This window comes from Leucobacter luti, from assembly GCF_050310065.1.
Taxonomy (GTDB): Bacteria; Actinomycetota; Actinomycetes; order Actinomycetales; family Microbacteriaceae; genus Leucobacter; species Leucobacter luti_B.
In genome coordinates this window covers 2,635,426-2,654,600 of the sequence record NZ_CP190007.1, presented here as the reverse complement: position 1 = coordinate 2,654,600, position 19,175 = coordinate 2,635,426, and the positions used below count along the sequence as shown (strand labels likewise).

Annotated in this window: 18 protein-coding genes; 8 read left to right on the top strand and 10 right to left on the bottom strand. The window is 69.4% G+C overall.

The features are described 5' to 3' along the window. Positions 1 to 279: an exodeoxyribonuclease VII small subunit gene (locus tag ACOPJ3_RS12045; RefSeq protein ID WP_427869407.1), complete on the bottom strand. Its 279-nt coding sequence runs from the start codon at positions 277 to 279 to the stop codon at positions 1 to 3. Between the two features lie 114 nt (positions 280 to 393). On the opposite strand from ACOPJ3_RS12045, the gene ACOPJ3_RS12040 reads away from it, so the two are divergent. Further along, positions 394 to 1,557 (top strand): hypothetical protein, encoded by a 1,164-nt coding sequence (locus ACOPJ3_RS12040; RefSeq protein WP_427869406.1) that lies wholly within the window; start codon positions 394 to 396, stop codon positions 1,555 to 1,557. 34 nt (positions 1,558 to 1,591) lie between these two features. On the opposite strand, the gene xseA is transcribed toward ACOPJ3_RS12040, so the two are convergent. Then, positions 1,592 to 2,818 carry an exodeoxyribonuclease VII large subunit gene (gene xseA / locus ACOPJ3_RS12035; RefSeq protein WP_427869405.1) on the bottom strand — a complete coding sequence of 409 codons (1,227 nt, stop codon included), beginning with the start codon at positions 2,816 to 2,818 and terminating at the stop codon, positions 1,592 to 1,594. Positions 2,819 to 2,925: 107 nt separating this feature from the next. On the opposite strand from xseA, the gene ACOPJ3_RS12030 reads away from it, so the two are divergent. Next, positions 2,926 to 3,957, top strand: coding sequence for a 4-hydroxy-3-methylbut-2-enyl diphosphate reductase (locus ACOPJ3_RS12030; protein ID WP_427871226.1), 1,032 nt, complete (start codon positions 2,926 to 2,928; stop codon positions 3,955 to 3,957). Positions 3,958 to 3,967: 10 nt separating this feature from the next. Here the strand turns inward: ACOPJ3_RS12030 and ACOPJ3_RS12025 are convergent, their stop codons facing one another. From ACOPJ3_RS12025 to fbaA, 5 genes are all read right to left on the bottom strand, one after another. Beyond that, on the bottom strand, positions 3,968 to 4,990 hold the full coding sequence (locus ACOPJ3_RS12025; protein ID WP_427869404.1) for a DUF4917 family protein: 1,023 nt from the start codon (positions 4,988 to 4,990) through the stop codon (positions 3,968 to 3,970). Positions 4,991 to 5,056: 66 nt separating this feature from the next. Further along, complete coding sequence (locus ACOPJ3_RS12020; RefSeq protein ID WP_427869403.1) at positions 5,057 to 6,649, bottom strand: pyridoxal phosphate-dependent decarboxylase family protein; 1,593 nt, start codon at positions 6,647 to 6,649, stop codon at positions 5,057 to 5,059. Then, a complete protein-coding gene (locus tag ACOPJ3_RS12015) occupies positions 6,646 to 8,043 on the bottom strand; it encodes an MFS transporter (protein ID WP_427869402.1) in 1,398 nt (465 codons plus the stop codon). Before ACOPJ3_RS12015 ends, ACOPJ3_RS12020 begins: the two co-directional genes overlap by 4 nt. A gap of 45 nt (positions 8,044 to 8,088) precedes the next feature. Next, positions 8,089 to 8,979 (bottom strand): DUF6264 family protein, encoded by an 891-nt coding sequence (locus ACOPJ3_RS12010; protein ID WP_427869401.1) that lies wholly within the window; start codon positions 8,977 to 8,979, stop codon positions 8,089 to 8,091. Beyond that, entirely contained in the window at positions 8,979 to 10,007 is a 1,029-nt protein-coding gene (fbaA, locus tag ACOPJ3_RS12005) for a class II fructose-bisphosphate aldolase (RefSeq protein ID WP_427869400.1), read from the bottom strand. Before fbaA ends, ACOPJ3_RS12010 begins: the two co-directional genes overlap by 1 nt. A gap of 192 nt (positions 10,008 to 10,199) precedes the next feature. On the opposite strand from fbaA, the gene glpX reads away from it, so the two are divergent. Then, entirely contained in the window at positions 10,200 to 11,183 is a 984-nt protein-coding gene (gene glpX, locus ACOPJ3_RS12000; protein WP_427869399.1) for a class II fructose-bisphosphatase, read from the top strand. 549 nt (positions 11,184 to 11,732) lie between these two features. On the opposite strand, the gene erm is transcribed toward glpX, so the two are convergent. The 3 genes from erm to ACOPJ3_RS11985 form a co-directional block, all read right to left on the bottom strand. After that, complete coding sequence (gene erm, locus ACOPJ3_RS11995) at positions 11,733 to 12,488, bottom strand: 23S ribosomal RNA methyltransferase Erm (protein ID WP_427869398.1); 756 nt, start codon at positions 12,486 to 12,488, stop codon at positions 11,733 to 11,735. Between the two features lie 293 nt (positions 12,489 to 12,781). Further along, on the bottom strand, positions 12,782 to 14,374 hold the full coding sequence (rmuC, locus tag ACOPJ3_RS11990; RefSeq protein WP_427869397.1) for a DNA recombination protein RmuC: 1,593 nt from the start codon (positions 14,372 to 14,374) through the stop codon (positions 12,782 to 12,784). Positions 14,375 to 14,461: 87 nt separating this feature from the next. After that, positions 14,462 to 15,046: a 3'-5' exonuclease gene (locus tag ACOPJ3_RS11985; RefSeq protein ID WP_427869396.1), complete on the bottom strand. Its 585-nt coding sequence runs from the start codon at positions 15,044 to 15,046 to the stop codon at positions 14,462 to 14,464. A gap of 86 nt (positions 15,047 to 15,132) precedes the next feature. Here ACOPJ3_RS11985 and ychF point away from each other — a divergent pair, with 86 nt between their 5' ends. The 5 genes from ychF to ACOPJ3_RS11960 all read left to right on the top strand — a co-directional run bounded on the left by ychF (position 15,133) and on the right by ACOPJ3_RS11960 (position 19,174). Next, on the top strand, positions 15,133 to 16,206 hold the full coding sequence (gene ychF, locus ACOPJ3_RS11980) for a redox-regulated ATPase YchF (RefSeq protein ID WP_427869395.1): 1,074 nt from the start codon (positions 15,133 to 15,135) through the stop codon (positions 16,204 to 16,206). Positions 16,207 to 16,266: 60 nt separating this feature from the next. Continuing rightward, complete coding sequence (locus tag ACOPJ3_RS11975) at positions 16,267 to 16,500, top strand: type II toxin-antitoxin system ParD family antitoxin (RefSeq protein WP_427869394.1); 234 nt, start codon at positions 16,267 to 16,269, stop codon at positions 16,498 to 16,500. A gap of 196 nt (positions 16,501 to 16,696) precedes the next feature. Beyond that, complete coding sequence (locus tag ACOPJ3_RS11970; protein ID WP_427869393.1) at positions 16,697 to 17,080, top strand: zinc ribbon domain-containing protein YjdM; 384 nt, start codon at positions 16,697 to 16,699, stop codon at positions 17,078 to 17,080. Between the two features lie 66 nt (positions 17,081 to 17,146). After that, on the top strand, positions 17,147 to 18,427 hold the full coding sequence (locus tag ACOPJ3_RS11965; protein WP_427869392.1) for a DUF6357 family protein: 1,281 nt from the start codon (positions 17,147 to 17,149) through the stop codon (positions 18,425 to 18,427). Between the two features lie 42 nt (positions 18,428 to 18,469). After that, positions 18,470 to 19,174, top strand: coding sequence for a hypothetical protein (locus ACOPJ3_RS11960; protein WP_427869391.1), 705 nt, complete (start codon positions 18,470 to 18,472; stop codon positions 19,172 to 19,174). Position 19,175: the final 1 nt, after the last annotated feature.

Sequence of the window (19,175 nt, the reverse complement as noted above, 5' to 3'; positions counted from 1 at the left end):
CTACTCGGCGCCTCCCGTCGAGTCGGCGGAGTCCCGGTCGCCAGTGCCGGCGCCAGCGCCGGCTTCGCCCGCGTTCGTGCGCGCCGCCTCGAGGCGCTTCCGCGCTCCGAGCAGCCACTCCTCGCAGCGCGCCGCGAGCGCCTCGCCGCGCTCCCAGAGCTGCAGCGACTCCTCGAGCGTGGTGCCGCCCTGCTCGAGGCGGCCGACCACCTGAATGAGCTCATCGCGGGCCTGCTCGTAGCTGAGCGAGGCGGGATCCGGGGCAGAGGAGACCGACATGGCCTCAATCTTACCCGCCGCGGCTGAGCGGGGCGGATCGCTGCACACACGTTCCGCTTAGACAGTTTGTTGATGCGGCACTTCAGGTTCATAAGCGACACATACACTTACCCCATGGTTCGGGTTCTGTTCGCCGCAAGCATCGGCGTACTCCTTGGCGGCATCGTCGTCATGATCGTCGCGGGGGAGGGCGCCGGGGTCTGGATCATGACCGTCGGGTCGCTGCTCACAGCGCTGTTTTTTGTCGTCCTCATGCTCGCGGCCGCCATGCGGAGCTCGCAGATCGTCGACCCGGCCCTGCTGAACGAATCGATCGAAGCGGGGCGACTGGGGATCGCGCGCGTCGATAGCCTGCAGCAGACCCGGACCGAGATCAATGACCAGCCGGTGTGCCTCATCACGCTCACCGTGCAGCCGCGGAACGGCGAGGCGTTCCGCACGAAGCTCAAGCGGATCGTCAGCCTCACCGAGATCCCGCGCTTCCAGCCGGGCAGCCGGATCGTCACCGCGATCCTCGTCGAGGGCGGCACCGACCTGGCCTTCACCGACGAGAGCCCGGCCGCGCCCGAGTGGGCGAGCTTCGCGGTGCCGCCCGCCGGAAGCGCTGGCCCGATCCTCGAGCAGGAGGAGGGGATCCCGGGCGTAGGCGGCAAGCGGGCGAAGCCGCTGCTCAGCCACCGCAAGAAGGGAAGGGGCGGCAGGTTCGCGCTGTACATCGTCGTCGCGATGCTCGCGGCTGCGGCCGTCGTGCTCCCGCACCGGGAGGCCTTCGTCGAGACGGTCGAGGCGATCCCGCAGGGGCGGTTTTCGGCGGATCTTCGCCAGCCCGAGTATCTCGAGCGCGGGCTCGCGAAGCTCAGCGAAAAGCTCGGGCACGATCAGGTGATTTCGGTGTACGTTTCTGCCGACTATCTCGTCGTTGACGCGCCGATTGAGGCTGGAAAGCTGCCGACGGACAGCTGGAGGTATTCCAAGGGCAGCTGGGAGCGCCAGGGGGCGAAGTTAATTCAGCCCAAGTCTGTGGAGGAGCAGTTCGCGGTGTCCGACGTCGACTGGGGAGCGTTCTGGCCCGGGCTGCTCGAAGCGAAGAAGCAGACCGAGCTTGAGAGCCTCGACGGCGCGACCCTCTCGGTGGCGCGCGGAACGATGACGACCAGTTCCGATCACGGAACCGTGACCGAGACCACGCCGCCCAGCGTGTACATCGGCATGGGCGACGATTACTCAAGTTACTCGTTCCGCATGAACGGCGACGGCAGCGGCCTCGTGATGCAGTAGCCTGCGGCGGCCGCCGCTGACTCGCCCTACCGCCTCAGACTGACTCCGCCCCCTCCGAGCGAGCGCCGAGCGCCCCGCCGGCGAGCGCGAGCCGCAGCGCCGCGCCCGCAGGCGCATCCTCCGGGCTCCGGATCACGCTTCCGTCGGCGAGCTGCGCGATCGCGTATCCCCGCTGTAGCGTGGCCTTCGGCGAGAGCGCGATGAGGCGGGATCGCGCCTCCGCGAGGGAGCGGTCGCGATCCTCGAGTCCGCGCTCTGCGAGCTCGGTGCCGCGCGCGATCCAGCGCACGAGCTCCTCGGCACGGTCGTCGATGATGCGCTCGGGCATCGCGAGCGCCGGGCGGCCGCGCAGCTGCGCGATCCGGTCGGCCTCGTGCGCGAGCAGCTGGCCGAGCCTGCCGCTCAGGCGCGCACGCGCCTGGTCGAGCCCGGCGAGCTCCTCGCCCACGTCGGGCACGATCCGCTTCGCCGCGTCGGTCGGCGTCGAGGCGCGCAGGTCCGCGACCTCGTCGAGGAGCGGCCGGTCGGCCTCGTGGCCGATCGCGCTCACGAGCGGGGTGGTCGCCGCGGCCGCGGCCCGCACGACCCGCTCGTCGCTGAACGGGAGCAGGTTCTGGAAGTCGCCGCCGCCCCTCGCGACGACGATCACGTCGACCTCGGGATCCCGATCCAGCGCCTCGATTCCCGCGCTCACCTCGGCCGCGGCACGGTCGCCCTGCACCGCGGCGTAGTGGATCTTGAACCGCACGCCCGGCCACCGCAGCGTCGCGTTCCGGATCACGTCCTTCTCAGCGTCGGAGTCGCGGCCGGTGACGAGGCCGATGAGCGAGGGGAGAAAGGGAATGGCGCGCTTGCGCTCCGCGTCGAACAGGCCCTCGGACTGCAGCTGGCGGCGCAGCCGCTCGAGCCGCTCCAGCAGCTCGCCGATGCCGACGTGGGAGAGGTCAAACACCTGCACCGTGAGCGATCCGCCCTTGACCCAGAAGTTGGGCTTCACGAGCGCGACCACGCGGTCGCCCTGCGCGAACTCGCTCGTGAGGCGCTGCGCGACGGAGCGCCACACGGTGAAGCTCACGGTCGCGTCCTGCTGCAGGTCGCGGAGCTTGCCGTAGACGTGCCCGCCCCGGACCTGCCACTGCGTGACCTCGCCCTCGATCCAGACCTGGCCGAGCCGCTCGATCCACGCTGCGATCTTCTCGCTCATGAGCGCGACGGGCCAGGGGGCCTCGCGCGTCGCCGGTGAGGTGTCTGCCGCTGCCATGCGCCCACACTATCGGGGACCGCTGACATTGCCCGCGGTAGACTCGAGGTATGACTGGTCAGCTTCAGGATCAGCGCACGATCGGTGCGCCCGTGGTGAGTCTCGCGATGCCCAGAATGCGGCGCGAGGTCGGGCGGCTGAGGGACGAGCCGGTCGACGGCGCGAAGAAGGTGCTGCTCGCCGCCCCGCGGGGATACTGCGCCGGGGTGGACCGCGCGGTCGTGGCCGTCGAGAAGGCGCTCGACCGCTACGGCGCCCCCGTCTACGTGCGCAAGCAGATCGTGCACAACGTGCACGTCGTGCGCACCCTCGAGAAGATGGGCGCGATCTTCGTCGAGGAGGTCGACGAGGTGCCCGAGGGCGCCAACGTCGTCTTCTCGGCCCACGGGGTCTCGCCCGCCGTCGTGCAGGCGGCCGACGATCGCGGCCTGCACGCGATCGACGCGACCTGCCCGCTCGTCACCAAGGTCCACCGCGAGGCCGTGCGCTTCGCGAAGCAGGACATGGAGATCCTGCTCATCGGCCACACGGGCCACGAGGAGGTCGAGGGGACGAGCGGCGAGGCGCCGGATCACATCACGATCGTGAACTCGCCGGACGACGTCGAGGGTCTCGTCGTGAAGGATCCGGAGCGCCTCGTGTGGCTCTCGCAGACCACGCTCTCCGTCGACGAGACGATGGAGACGGTGCGCCGACTCCGCGAGCGCTTCCCGAAACTGCAGGATCCGCCGAGCGACGACATCTGCTACGCGACGCAGAACCGCCAGGTCGCGATCAAGAAGATCGCCCCGCAGGCCGACCTCGTGCTCGTGGTCGGCTCCTCGAACTCCTCGAACTCGGTGCGCCTCAAGGAGGTCGCGCTCGAGTACGGCGCGAAGGCCGCCTACCGCGTCGACTTCGCAAGCGAGGTCAAGCAGGAGTGGCTCGAGGGCGTCCGCACGATCGGCGTCACGAGCGGGGCTTCCGTGCCCGAGGTGCTCGTACAGGAGCTGCTGGACGACCTGGCCGACGCCGGCTACGGCGACGTCGAGGCGACCGTCACGGCCGAGGAGGACCTCGTCTTCTCGCTCCCCAAGGAGCTCCGCCAGGACGCGAGCGGCAAGCGCGACGAGCGCGCGCTCGGCGGGCGCGTTCGGTAACCGGAGAGACCTAGTCTCTCCACACGTTTGCCGAAGCAGAGTCGTAGAACCTCACGTCCAGGTCACGACCTCCGTTTTCTCGTCGACGTTCGCTGATGAGGTTCGCTCGCTGGCGGGTGTGCCGCGTGCTTCGTTTCCTGGCGGAGCCGTGAATACCTACGTAGAGGGTCTCGATGTCGCAGTCAGGGTCCTCAATGAGCTCGAAGATGTGGTCGTCATGCTCAGACAGTGAGACCCCGTGCAGAAAAAGAGCTCCCCGTCCTGCTCGGAGCCGACGATGGGCCTCCCTGAGGTAGGGGTGGCGTTCCACGAATTCGGCTTTCGCCGTGCAGGTGCCCTCGGAGACGAAGAGCGGGAATTCGTCTGCCTCGATGCGATTCTTGACGGCGTTGACGAGTGCGCCGTCCCTGGAATAACTGAGCTTGCGGAGTGTCCCGTCGAGCTCCTGGAAGAGATGCAGGGCCCCGTGGAGGTAGTGCACATTCTGTGCAGGGGTTCGCTGCCAGGCCAGATCGCCGTTCGCGCCCCTGAACCCGTCGTCTCGGCGGAAGGGTCTGTGCCCGGAGCTCATGAGCGTCCAGTAGAGGAGAATGTCGTAATTGAGGGTGAAGTACTCAGAGAAGTGACTGAGGAAGTCTTGTGCGCTCGCATAGAGCTTGGGGTCCACCACGGTTGACTTCTGTGGGTGCAGTTCGGCGAGAGCCGTCGGCAAGGCGTGTCGGATGACCTCGGCATCGGCGTGGAGGAGATCAGAGATCTCGGGATCGTCCTCGTACAGAGAGATGATCCTCGCGGCGCGCCTGAGGCGCTCGATCGCCAGCTCAAAGCTTGGCGAGTCGAGCGATGTGAACAGCGATTCCGAATCGCAGTGCAACCGAGCCAGATCGGCTTTCTCGGCCAGGGAGTCGTACGAGAACACCGGGTCAAAATCAATGCTGAAGCCATTCCCAAGCAAGACCGCGACGCTGTCGTGCGTATCCTTCGCGTGGCCAATGGCCTCAGAAAATTGAACAACGCCCGTAGCCTTACTCATAGCCTGATGCTAGGCATGGTTCGATGGAAAACGCGAATCGGCGGATAGCGGGGCTGTCCTGGCGAGCTACTTCGGCTCGCTCGCCCTCGCGAGGAGTTCCGTGAGGAGGGCCTCGGCCACCCGCGGCGGCAGCGACTCCGCGAGCGACATGAGCGTCGCGAGTCTCGGCGGCAGACCGCCGGAGGCGACCCTCCCTGCGCCCGCGAGGCGCAGGATCCGCCACGCCGTCTCGGGGCTCGGGATCCTGCCGCCTGGGCCGTAGCCGAGCGCGGTGAGCGCCGCCAGCTCCACGCGCGCGCTCGCGCGCGGCCTACCCCGCACCGCGTCTGCCGCCCGGGTGAGCGCCGCCGACAGCTCGGGAACCGAGCGCTCGGTCACGGGCATGATCGTGAGGTGCGCCGAGTGCGGGATCCGGACCCCGTTGGCCTGGGTGAGCCCGGGCTGGTGCTGGATCCGGAAGCCGAGCCGCGCGACCTCGTCGGCCAGGTGGTGCGGGTCGACGCGCCCGGATGCGGGAACCGAGTCGTCGGCGACCACGGCGAATGCCGGCCCCACCGGGGATCCCAGCACGGCGAGGCCGCCTATGCCGCGAGCGGCATATTGCAGCGCCTCGCTTGCGCGCACGCAGGCCGCGGTGAGGCCCGCATATCCCGCGAGCCCGAGCCGCTGCGTGATTGCCCAGGCCGCGGCCGTCGGCGATGCCGAGCGCGAGCCGAGCAGCGTCGGGTTCACGACCGGATAGCCGGGCCACCCGGTCGTGGCGAAGAATTGCGCGCGGTGCCGCGACCTGCCGCGGTGCAGCAGCACGGAGACGCCCTTCGGCGCGTACCCGAACTTGTGCAGGTCGGCCGAGATGCTCGTGACCCCTGGTACCCGGAAGTCCCACGCGGGAACTCCCGGCCACCACGGTAGCGCGAGGCCGCCGAAGCAGGCGTCGACGTGGCAGGGAATCCCGCGGGCCGCCGCGGCCGCCGCGACCTCGGCAATCGGGTCGATCGCGCCGGTCGGGTATGCGGGAGCCGAAACGACGACGAGCGCGACGTCGTCACCCAGGCGTTCGATCAGCTCGGAGGCGCGCACGCTGCCGTCGGCCTCGCACGGCGCGGGATCCCAGTCCAGGTCGAAGAGGCGCGCGGACTTCTGGAAGGCGGCGTGCGCCGTCGTCGCGGTGACGAGTCGCGGGCGGGGCTGGGGCCGCTCGGCGATGCCCTGCGGGTTCCGCGCGCTCGGGTTCCGCGCGCTCGGGTTCGCTGCCCGCCACAGATCCCGCGCCGTCTTCACCGCGAGCAGGCAGCTCTCCGTGCCGCCGCTCGTGACGCTGCCGACCACCCGCGGGCCCCGCGCCCGCGAGGGCCGATCGCCGCCGAGTGCCGCCCGCATGAACGCGATGAGATCGCGCTCCATGGCGGCGATCGAGGTGAACGTCGTGGGGTCCAGGCCGTTGAGCGGGCGGGCCGCAGAGGCCGCCAGGTCGGCGAGCTCGTCGAGTTCCGGGTCGCCCGCGTCGTAGACGTACGAGAGGACCCGGCCGCCGTGGGTCGGGGCGTCGGCCGCGCGGAGCTCGGCGAGCCGCGCGAGGATCTCCCGGGACTCCGCGCCCAGCTGGGACCCGGGTCCGGATCCGGATCCGGACCCGGGCACCCGCGCCGCGTCGCTCACCGCGGCGCCCCGGCGCCCGTGATGTCCTGCTCCCGCAGCCGGTAGCGGCCGAGCGTCACGAGGCTGAGCAGCATGAGCAGCGCCGGGATCAGGCTGAAGCACAGCGCGATCGCGGCGACGGCGGTGCTCGGCTGCTCGACGACCTGCCCCGCGACCGACTCGACGTATCCCGTCGCCGCGAGCGAGAGAGCGAGCACGGTCGACCCGAGCGCCATGCCGGCGGTCTCGCCCGCGGTCCAGACGCCGCCGAACACCCCGGCGCGGTCGCCGCCGTCGTGCGCGATGACGTCGGGCAGCATCGCCATGGGCAGGGTCTGCATGCCGGCGTAGGCGGCCCCGGCGAGGGCGACCGGCGCGACGATCCACCAGCCTGGCGCCCACAGCATCCCGACGAGGAGTAGCGTCGCGATCAGGAACAGGACGCTCGCGATCCGGAACGCGCGCTCCTTGCCGATGCGGTCTGCCGCGACGCGCCACAGCGGCGCGACGAGGAGCGCGGGCGCGATGAGCGCGACGAACAGGATCGTGACGGCGCCCTCGTCGCGCAGCACCCAGGTCGCGACGAACTGGGCGCCGGCGAGCATGAGCCCCGTGGTGAGCCCCTGGATCATGAACGTCGCGAGCAGCGCGCGGAACGGCTGGCTCTCCCTGAGCGCGGCGACGCCCGCGCGGTAGTGCCCGAGGAAGCGCTGATCCGGGCCGTTACTCACCGAGGAGGCAGCGGCCGCGACGGGCCGCGCGCCCCGCGGAGCGACCGTGCTCGCGATCCAGAGCCCCGCGCAGAGCACGATCGACGCCACGACCGCCATGACGAGGTACCCGAGCAGCGGATTGTCCGGGAACAGGCCGCGCAGCTCGGGCCCGCCCGCGCCGAAGAGCAGGATCGCGAGCGTGAGCACGACCACGCGCCAGGTGAGGAGGCGCGTGCGCTCGCCGTAGCCGTCGGTGAGCTCCGCCGGGAGCGCGATGTAGGGCACCTGAAACAGGCTGAAGAACGTCGCGGCCGCGATGAAGGCGACGACGACCCAGGTCCCCGCGGCCGCGGGCGCGAGCCCGGCCGGGACGGCGAAGGTGAGCGTGAACGCGATCGGCAGCCCGATCGCGCCGACGAGCATCGGCCCACGGCGCGATCCGGAACGGGCGAGCGCGCGGTCGCTCAGGCCCCCGATCACGGGGTCGATCACGACGTCCCAGATCTTCGCGAGCGTGACGATCAGGCCCGCCGCGAGGGCCGTGACGCCGAGCGAATCCGTGAGGTAGTAGACGAGGACGAGCCCCGGGAGCGTGGCGAAGCCTCCCGTGCCGAGTGAGCCCGCCGCGTAGCGGGCGACGGTCGCGCGGGAGAGCCGTGTCTGGCCCGAGTCGGGGGCGGCCCGATTCAACGCTGAATCCATGTGCTCAGCGTATCGGTCACCCCCGACATTGCGGCGGAGCTTAGGCTACTGCTGTCCCATGTTCTCGACGTAGGTCATCATCTTGCTGAGCGTTCCGTTCGGGTCGGAGTTGATCGCCTGCATGATCTCAGGGGTGCTCGTCATCGCGATCATCGGGATGACCATGAGGAGCACGAACGCGATCCCGCCCGCGGCGAGCGGCACCCAGAACGCGATCTTGCCGGCGCGCATGCGCTGGATCGAGTAGATGGCGGTGAGCGCGAAGAGCAGGAGCGTCGCGAGGCCGGACACCGTGCCGAGCGTGTTCACCCAGCCGGCCGGCTCGACGTTCTCGAGCCCGATCATGGTCGCCATCAGCCGGATCTGATTGCCGAGCGCGAAGAAGGAGCTCGCGATATTGAGCGCGCCGAACGCGCCGAACACGAGGAGCAGGATCGTGACCACGCGATCGCCCGTCCGGGGCTTGCGCGGCGCGGCGGCGCCGGGCTGCCCGGGCGCCGCGGGCACCCCGGGGTGCAGGAACTGCGGGCGCTGCGCCTGCGGCTGCTGCGCCGGGGCGTTCTTCGGCTGATCCGCGCGGTACGGGGCCGGCTCCTCGCCGGGCCTCGTCGGCGTGCGGGTGGGGGCGGCGGCCGTCGAACCGCTCTGGGTGCCGGGTTGTCCTGCCGCTCCGGGAGCGACGCCCAGGTTGTGGGGGACCCCAGGGGGAACTGCCGATCCCGCGCCGGATCCGGACGCGGATCGCGATCCGGATCCCTGGCCGGATGCCGCCGTTCCGCCGCCGGATCCCGACGCGCCGTCCGCCTCGTTCTCCGCGCCGGGCGGCGTCCAGCTCCACCCCTCGGGGGCGTACTCGCCGTATGCGGGCTGGGGGCGCGAGGCGCCGCGGTCCCCCGCGCCGGCCTGGCCCGCGGTTCCGTCCTGGGGATCCGACACTACGCGCTCACCGACTTCCCGGCGGAGCCCAGCTGCTCCGCCGCGAGGGCAATGCGGGCCGCCATGCCGGTCTCGGCGAGCTTGCCGTAGGCGCGCGGGTCGTAGGCCTTCTTGTTGCCCACCTCGCCGTCGATCTTGAGCACGCCGTCGTAGTTCTTGAACAGGAAGTCGACGACGGGGCGCGTGAACGCGTACTGCGTGTCGGTGTCGATGTTCATCTTGATGACGCCGTTCGACACGGCCTCGGCGATCTCCTCGGCCGTGGAGCCCGATCCGCCGTGGAAGACGAGGTCGAGGGGCTTCGCGCCCGTGCCGTACTTCTCCTGCAGGCCCTGCTGGATCTCCGCGAGGAGCTCGGGGCGCAGCTTGACGCCGCCCGGCTTGTACACGCCGTGCACGTTGCCGAAGGTGAGCGCCGTGAGGTAGCGGCCCTGCTCGCCGAGGCCGAGGGCCTCGACCGTGGCGACCGCGTCGTCGAGGGTCGTGTAGAGCTGGTCGTTGATCTCGTGGCTGATGCCGTCCTCTTCGCCGCCGACGACGCCGATCTCGACCTCGAGGATGATCCCGAGCTTCTGCATGCGCGGGAGGAGCTCCTTCGCGATGTCGAGGTTCTCCTGGAGCGGGATCGCCGAGCCGTCCCACATGTGGGACTGGAAGTAGGGGAGGCCGCCCTCGGCGACGCGCTGCTCGCTCGCCTCGACGAGCGGGAGCACGAAGCTGTCAAGGTGTTGCTGGGGGCAGTGATCCGTGTGAAGGGCGACCGTGATGTCGTAGGACTTCGCGACCTCTTCGGCGAACTTTGCGAACGCGATCGCGCCGCCGGCGCGGTTCTTCACGGTGTGGCCCGCGAAGTAGTCGGCGCCGCCGAAGCTGACCTGGATGATGCCGTCGGATCCCGCCTCAGCGAAGCCCTGCAGGGCAGCGTTCAGGGTCTGCGAGCTCGAAACGTTGACCGCTGGGAAGGCGAATGCGCCGGACTTCGCGGCATCGAGCATTGCGGCGTACTGTTCGGGGCTTGCTACGGGCATGTGGGCTCCTTGACGTCTCTATCTGCTGTCTAGCCAGACTAGGTGGTGGGGCTGTATAGAAGGCTTGTGGTGTGGCTGCCGCGGTTCGGCCGACCCAGAGTCCCTGTTCACCCGAGAATCTCGCGTAAGGGAGTCTGCAACACCGGCGGCGAACCGCCGGTGCCCCCAAGTCTACGCGGTAGGCTTGGAGGCATGACTGAACCTCACTCGCTTGGCGAATGGCAGCCCGACCGTAACCTCGCGATGGAGCTCGTCCGCGCGACCGAGGCGGCCGCGATGCGGGCCACCCCCTGGATCGGACGTGGCGACAAGAACGCCGCCGACGGCGCGGCCGTCGACGCGATGCGTCGCTTCCTCTCGACCGTCAACATGAACGGCACCGTCGTGATCGGCGAGGGCGAGAAGGACGACGCCCCCTGGCTCTACAACGGCGAGGTCGTCGGCAACGGTGAGGGCGCGGAGTGCGACGTCGCGGTTGACCCGATCGACGGCACCCGCCTCACGGCCGAGGGCCGCCCCGGCGCGCTCTCGGTGATCGCGGTCGCCGACCGCGGCAGCATGTACGACCCCTCGGCGGTCTTCTACATGGACAAGCTCGTGTGCGGCCCCGACGGCGTCGGCGTCGTCGACATCCGCCGCCCGATCGGCGAAAACATCCGCGCTCTCGCCCGCGCGAAGAACGTCGACGTCTCCGACATCCGCGTCGCCGTGCTCGACCGCCCCCGCCACGAGGAGCTCATCGCCGACATCCGCGCCGCGGGCGCAGGCACCCGCCTCCTCATGGACGGCGATGTCGCAGGCGGCGTCAACGCGGCCCGCTGGGACTCGCGCATCGACATGTGCGTCGGCATCGGCGGCACCCCCGAGGGCATCATCACGGCCTGCGCCGTGAAGGCGCTCGGCGGCGTGATCCAGGGCCGCCTCTGGCCGAAGGACGACGAGGAGCGCCAGCGCGCGATCGACGCCGGCCACGACCTCGACCGCGTGCTCGAGGCCAACGACCTGGTCGCGAGCGACAACTGCTACTTCGTGGCGACCGGCATCACCTCGGCGGACTTCGTCGAGGGCGTGCAGCGCCGCGGCCCGTTCGTGCGCGCCGAGAGCATCGTCATGCGCTCGCACTCGGGCACGATCCGCCACGTCATCAGCGACATGGATCCCAACCGCTGGAACTAGCGCGTCGCTTGCTTTTTGCTTTCTGCCACGAGGGCCCGGGTGATCCCAGGCCCTCGTGGTGTTTTGGGATGGTGTTGGGTGCTGAAGCTTGGTGCCGGGGCGTCGAGGGGGCCGTCGAGCCCCATTCGGGCGGTCGAGTCGGCCGTAAGGCCCCTTTCGTGGGGTTGAGTCGGCCGTAAGGCCCCTTTCGCGGGGCTGAATGGGGCCTTGCGGCCGACTCGGCGGTAGCTCAGCGGGGTGCGGGATCTTGCGCTGCCCCGCCCCGCTCCGCGGGCTCGCCTGGCCCAATCGTGTGGGCCGAAAGGCCCTCTTCCGCGGTCGAGTCGGCCGAAAGACCCCTTTCGCGGGGTCGAGTCGGCCGTAAGGCCCCTTTCGCGGGGTCGAGTTGGCCGTAAGGCCCCTTTCGCGGCGCTGAATGGGGCCTTACGGCCCACTCGACGCGGGATCGGGCCGGGATCGGGCCGGGATTGGGTCGGGATCGGGCCGGGATCGGGCCGGGATCAGGTTGGGAACAGCGGGGGCGCGGGTGCGGGCGCACCCGCGCCCCCGCTAGAGCTCCGACCAGAGCGCTGCCCACTGCTCGGGAGTGAGGTCGCGCGGCAGCGCGGCCGGTGGGATCCCGGCGCGGGTGAGTGCGCGCCCCGCGAGACCGCGGTCGGCTCGGGCGGCCCGCTCGACGATGCGCCGGATCGTGCCCCCACGCCCGGAGAAAACCGAGCGCACGAAGTGCTGGTACGCGTGACGCTCGGGCTCCGGGACGAGCGGGGAACCGCGCCGCGTGATCTCGAGGACCCCGCCGTCGACGCTCGGGCGAGGGGAGAAACCCCAGCTCGGGATCCTGCCGCGGAGCTCGAACGTGAACCAGGGGGCGTGCTGCGCAGTCATCATGGTGCGGCCGCCGACGCCGGCGCGTTTTCGTGCGACCTCCCACTGGGTGATGAGGATGGCGTTCGTCCAGTCGGGGGAGGCGAGGAGCCTGCGCAGGATCGGGGTCGTCAGGTGGAACGGAATATTGCCGACGATGGTCGGCGCACGCAGCGGGAAGCGCAGGGCGTCGGCGCACTCGACGCGCGCGCCCGGGATGCGGCGTGCGAGCCGCGCGGTCCGGTGTTCATCGATGTCGATCGCCGTGACCGGGCGCCCGAGCGCGGCGAGCCGTTCGGTGAGGGCGCCGTCGCCGGCGCCGAGTTCGAGGATGGGACCGCGAGTCGCTGCGACGCGCGACAGGATCGTGGCGATCGAGGGCGAGTGGGTGAGGAAGTTCTGGCCGAGTTCGTGTCGGCCGCCGTGCATGGATTGCGGCATGAGCGTGCTCCAGGTGAGTTGTGGAGCACCTCGAAGGGCAGCGAGCGGGGTACGCGGAAGCGCCCGTCCGAGGTGCAGGGTTGCGTCTCGGAAGGACGGCGCGCTGATGCGTGCGAGTGCGAGCGCGCCGTCAGGCGCGGCGATCGCGGAAGGTGAAGCAGCGCCCCGTCACGGACGCCTGGACTATCGTTCCCATGCCAGTACGCTAACAGCCGCGCCTCTCGAAGCGAAAGGCATGGGGCGGAAGACATCGGTGCATGCGGCGCGAAACGGCCCGCGCCTGACCGGACGTTTCAGCTCGAGCCCGCACCTCCAGAGGCGCCCGGCGCCGACTCCTCGGAAGCCTCGAGCTCTGGCAGGAGCTCCTCGAGCAGTTCGTCCGCTGACTCCGCGGGCGAGCCCGGCTCGAGCGTCTCGACGCCCCGCAGGCGGCGCTCAACGGCGCGCGTGCGCCTGCCCGCCTCGTTGACCGTGTTCTGCGCGGTCTCCAGCTGCTTCGAGAGCTTCTCCCACACGCGCCCGTACTTCTGGAACTCGAGCTTGGCGGCGCTCAGCACCTGCCAGACCTCGGAGCTGCGACGCTCGATCGCGAGCGTGCGGAACCCCATCTGCAGGCTGTTGAGCAGGGACGCGAGCGTGGTGGGCCCCGTGATGAGCACGCGCTGCTCGCTCTGCAGCCGGCTCGCAAGGCCCGGGCGCCGGATCGCCTCCGCGAACAGGCCCTCGGTCGGTAGGTACATGATCGCGAAGTCGGTGCTCTGCGGGGGCGAGATGTACTTCTCGGAGATGAGCTTCGCCTGCGACTGGATCACGCGCTCGAGCGTCTTCGTCGCGGCGTCTACCGCGTCCTTGTCGCCGCCCTCCTGCGCCTCGAGGAGGCGCTCGTAGTCCTCCTGCGGGAACTTCGAATCGATCGGGAGGAACACGGGAGCCTCGTCCTCGCCGCGACCCGGGAGCTTCACGGCGAACTCGACCGCGTCTCGGGATCCCGGCCTGATCACGATGTTCTCCGCGTACTGCTCGGGCGTGAGCAGGTCTTCGAGCTGGCGGGAGAGCTGCACCTCGCCCCAGCTGCCGCGGTTCTTCACGTTTGTGAGCACGCGCTTCAGCCCGCCCACGTCGGAGGCGAGGGTCTGCATCTCGCCGAGCCCCTTCTGCACCTGCTCAAGCCGGTCGCTCACGAGCTTGAAGGACTCGCCGAGCCTGCGCTCGAGCGTGCCCTGGAGCTTCTCGTCGACCGTCTCGCGCATCTTTTCGAGCTTCGCTTCGTTGCCCTGACGCATCTTCTCGAGCTCTTCCCGCAGGGTCTGCTGCAGCTCGGCTTGCTTCGCGACGTGCGTCTCGGTGAGCCCGCGTACGCGCGCCGCATTCTCTTCGAGCGCGACCTTGAGGGTGCCCTGGAGCTTCTCGCCCACGGTAACCCGCACCTGCTCGAGCTTCGCGTCGTTCGACTGTCTCAGCTCCTCGAAGCGCGCCTCGACCGCGCCCTTCAGCTCGGCGTGCGACTGCAGCGACGCCTGAGCGCCCGAGTGCAGGCGATCCGACAGGCCGGCGAGCACCCGCTCGAGGAGTTCCTGCTGTGCGCGCTGCGCGTTCTCGCGCGCCTCGCGATCCCGCGCCAGCTCCTGCGTCTGCGCACCGGCCGCGGCCCTGATCACGGCGTCGATCTGCTGTTGACCGACCGCCAGTGATTGGGCAAGCTCGCCGCGTTGCGCCGCGAAGTCCTGACGAAGCTCGCCGCCAATCGCGCGCAATTCACCCCCGGATCCGAAGGCGCCCTGCGCGGATCCCGATCCGGCGCCGCCGCGGGTGCGCAGCAGCACGACGAGCACGGTGATGAGGAGCAGCAGGTTCGCGCTGAGGAGGGCGATCGTGAGTGCGGTCATGTTCCACCATTTTTCTATGCGGTGAGGCGTGCCTCCACGCTACGGGGGACCACTGACATTGACGGATTCGGGGCGGAGAAGCCCAGGTCACAGCTTGAGCGGGATCGCCTTCAGCTGCTGCAGCCTCAGCCCCGTCTTCTTCACCAGATCCGGAACACTCGCGACCTCGTGGCGCCTCGCCGCATCGACGATGATCGCGGCGCAGGCCTCCGAATCCGCGAGCGCGTCGTGGTGCGCGAACTCCCCGTAGCCCGCAGCCGCGGCAGCGAGCGGCAGCCGGTGCGACGGGATTTCGTACGTCTTGCGGGACACCTGCACGCTGCACAGGTACTTGAGCCGCGGGGTCGGCGTGATCGTCTCGGCACACGCCGCCCTGATCACGCCCATATCGAAGCTCGCGTTGTGCGCCACTGCGACGTCCTCACCGATGAAGTCGCGGAGCTCGCCAAGCTGCCCGGCCCAGTCTCGCGCGCCCTCGACCATCTCGGGCGTGATCCCGTGGATCTTGATGTTGAAGCGCAGGAACTCGGCGTGCGAGGCCGGCGGGCGGATCAGCCACTCGGCGCGCTCAACCGCGACCCCGTCGCGAATGCGGACCAGGCCGACCGCGCAGGCCGAGGAAGGATGGCTGTTGGCGGTCTCAAAATCGATGGCGGTGAAGTCGACGGGCACGGATCAAGCCTGACACACGCCGCTGACATCGATGCACCCGAGCCACCGGTCGGCTCAGACAGAATGGGCCGGTAGACTGATCCCTCGTGGCTCTTACTATCGGCATCGTAGGTCTCCCGAACGTCGGCAAGTCGACGCTCTTCAACGCGCTCACGCAGAACGACGCTCTCGCGGCGAACTACCCGTTCGCGACGATCGAGCCGAACGTGGGCGTGGTCAATCTTCCTGATCCTCGCCTCGACAAGCTCGCTGAGATCTTCGGATCGGAGCGGATCCTTCCGGCCCCCGTCAGCTTCGTAGACATCGCCGGCATCGTGCGCGGCGCGAGCGAGGGCGAGGGCCTCGGCAACCAGTTCCTCGCAAACATTCGCGAGGCCGACGCAATCGCCCAGGTCGTGCGCGGATTCTCGGATCCCGACGTCATCCACGTCGACGGAAACATCAACCCGGCCAGCGACATGGAGACGATTAATACTGAGTTGATTCTCGCCGACCTCCAGACCGTCGAGAAGGCGCTCGTGCGCTACGAAAAGGAACTGAAGTCGAAGAAGATCGACGCCTCCGTCGTCGATTCGGCGAAGGCCGCGGTCGCGGCGCTCAACGAGGGCAAGCTGCTCTCGCTCTCCGGGATCGACCTCGAGCCGATTCGCGAGCTGGGGCTGCTCACGGCGAAGCCGTTCCTCTACGTGTTCAATGTCGACGAGGGCGTGCTGCAGGATCAAGCGCGGCTCGACGAGCTCGCGGCCCTGGTCGCGCCCGCGAAGGCGATCTTCCTCGACGCGAAGCTCGAGAGCGAGCTCGTCGAGCTCGACGCCGAGGACGCGGCCGAGCTCCTGGCCTCGATCGGTCAGGAGGAGAGCGGCCTCGACCAGCTCGCCCGCATCGGCTTCGAGACGCTCGGCCTCCAGACCTATCTCACGGCGGGCCCCAAGGAGGCGCGCGCCTGGACGATCAAGCAGGGCGCGACCGCCCCGCAGGCGGCCGGCGCGATCCACACCGACTTCGAGAAGGGCTTCATCAAGGGCGAGATCATCTCGTTCGATGACCTGGTCGAGGCGGGATCCGTCTCCGAGGCCCGCGCGAAGGGCAAGGCCCGCATGGAGGGCAAGGACTACGTCATGCAGGACGGCGACGTCTGTGAATGGCGGTTTAACGTCTAGCCCTTGTTCGGCCCGCCCCGATCCTAGCCAGGAAGTACCGATAATTGGTACCCTTGCCGCATGGCCCACAACACGTCGATTAGTCTGGACGAGCACTTCACGCAGTTCCTGGCGCGCGAGGTCGCGACCGGCCGATATGGGTCCGCCAGCGAGGTCGTTCGTGCTGACTTGCGGCTACTTGAGGACCGTGAAGCCCAGATGACCGCGCTGAGAGCTGCGCTGGTAGCAGGAGAAGAGAGCGGGACGCCGACAGAGTTCGACTTCGATGCGTTCATTGCTGCGAAGCGCGACTGAGCGGTCTTCGGCTTCCCCAGCCGCGATCCGGGATCTGTTCTTGTTCTGAGGCAAAGTGGGGGCGTCGCGACCGTGACCCCTTCACCAGCAAGAATCACCCCGTAACGGGGAGTTCAGCAAGTGTCGAGGATAATGGCCGAGGCGGTAACCGACAGGTGTCTGCCATCTCACTCGCTTTCGCACGAAGGAACACCCAATGTCTGACACCCTCCCCGACTGCCCCGAGTGCGGGGAGTCGTACGCGTACGAGTCGGGCGCGCTGCTCGCCTGCCCCATGTGCGGGCACGAATGGGCGCCGGATCAGGATGGCGCCGAGGGTAGCGACGCCGAGGGTAGCGACGCCGTCGCCCCGCGCGCGATCCTCGACGCCGTGGGCAATCCGCTCGCCGACGGCGACACCGTCACGATCGCCAAGGACCTGAAGGTCAAGGGCGCCGGCGGCGGAACCGTGAAGGTCGGCACGAAGGTGAAGGGCATCAGGCTCATCTCCGACGGCGTCGGCGACCACGACATCGACGCGACCGTGCCCGGCTTCGGCCGCATCCAGCTCAAGTCGAGCGTCGTGAAGAAGGTGCTGTAGCGGCTCCGGATCCAGGCCAGCCTCGCTCCCAGAAACCGTGGCCGCCCGTGTGGCATCGTGGGATCCATGACAGCGGAAGTCCTGGTCGATGGTGGTTTCTCGTGGTTGCCGCAGGTGGTGATCGGCGGGCAGGAGCCGCGGCTCGTATTCCTGGGCGGGGCTGATGCGCTGCGGGATGCGCGGGAGTTCAGCGTGCCGATCCGGGCGGCGCATCTCGAGGTGCTGCGCACGGACAGGGGCAGGCACCTCCTGCTCCTGAGCGCGCTCGGCCCGATCTGCGATGCCGCGGGCATCGGCGGCGAGCTGGACGAGGCGGCCGCCTCGGCCCTCCTCGACCCGATCCTGCTCGGCTCGGCCGAAGAGACCGACGAGTTTCTCCGGGAGCGGGCGGTGGGGCAGCAACTCCTGATCGCGCACGGCGCGGATCTCGAAGCGCTCGAACAGGGGCACATGGTCGAGGCGGTGCAGGGCGCGACCGAGCGGCCCGACTGGCAGCGCGCGCAGGAGGTCGCGGCCGAACAGCGACGCGCTGAGCGCGGCGTCGTGCTCGCCCCGCTCGATGCCGCGATCCTGCGCTTCACCGGCCAGTACGTGCACGGCTCGACGTTCCCGCGCAGGCTGCCCAGCGCCGTCGATCCCGAGCTGCTGCCCGCGGTTCTCGGGGTGATCGAGGCGGCCGAGCGCGCGAGTGCCGGGCTCCGCATCGCGCGGGATCCGCGTCGCGGCACATACGGGGCCGACCGGGAGGACTGGCGGCGCATGGAGGATGCGATCGCGGACGCCCTGCGCGCCGAGTATCCCGAGCTCGTCGACGATGCGGTGCGGTCCGTGTGCTTCCTGCTGTGCTCGGAGGCCAGCTCGCGGGCCCGCAAGGAACCGTTTGATACGGAGTCGCCGAACGCTCACACGGGGGAGTCCCCAGCGCGGCCCCTCGTCTTCACCGACGACACCAGCGACACCGCCGAGGACGAGGAGACCTGGACCCCGGAGGCCGAAGAATCCGCGGCGAACGCGTTCTGGGGGTTCGTCTCGCGCCGCATCGGCTCAGGCAATCAGGGCTTTGTGATCGAGGACGAGGCCAACGGCGAGGCCCTCAAGTTCTTCTTCGACGCCGACGCGGCGGCCCGCGTCATCCCGGAAGGATCCGGATCCGGATCCGGATCCGGAACCGAGTTCCGCGCCGAGTACGCCCTCTTCGAGGGGCTCGCCCACGCGCGGGAGCTCGTGCGGGGCTTCGTCGCGGATGGCAGCCGGGGCCTCGATGGTCTGGCGCGCTGGACGGCGGACATGGACGAGTTCGAGGCGGCGCGAAAGCTGCGAGCTGCGGAGCGACGCTCCTCGCTATGATTCTTCTGTGAGAATTCACGGGAGCTGCGTGGAGGAAACGCAATGACTGATCGGCAACTCGTCTTTCGGGATTCGGCTGGTCACCGGGCCGCATTCACGATGGGGGACCGCGACCACCTCAAGTTCACGACCAAGTTCAATGCCTTCGTGAAGAAGCACATCAGCGCAGAGAACTCGACGTTCACGATCGAGCGGGAGCTCACGGATGAGCGGCTCGTGCTCGAGTCTGCCGTCGGGATCGTCGCCTGCGTGCGCGGGGGAGCGGAGCCGGCCACGAGCTACCGCCGCGTCGAGTCCTACATGGACGGCTCCGATCTGCACGTGCGCTTCGCCCATGCGGGATTCGCTGAGGGCATCGCGGAGCACGGGCCCTGGACGCCGGATCGGGACAGCCTCCTGCCGGGGTCCGGGTTCGAGAATCCTTACCTGAGCTGGGCTGACGGCTGGCGGCGGGAGGAACAACGCCGGCGCGAGGTGCGCGCTTTGCCAAAGCTCGACCGCAAGGCGCTGAACCGCTTCTGCAAGATCTGGGCCGACTCCGGTTACAACGAGTATCCGGGGGAGTCGACCGTCTACGTGCTCCCCGCCGAGCCGCGCGGCTCAAGCCGCGAGGAGATCCTGAGCCTCGTCGAGCAGCTCGGCCTGCGGCTTGTGGGCCCCGCCGCCGGCACCGCTGCCGCTCCCACCGAGGAGCTCCGGATCCAGGCCGACCCCCGCGTCGACCTGGAACTCGAGAAGTGGGGCTAAG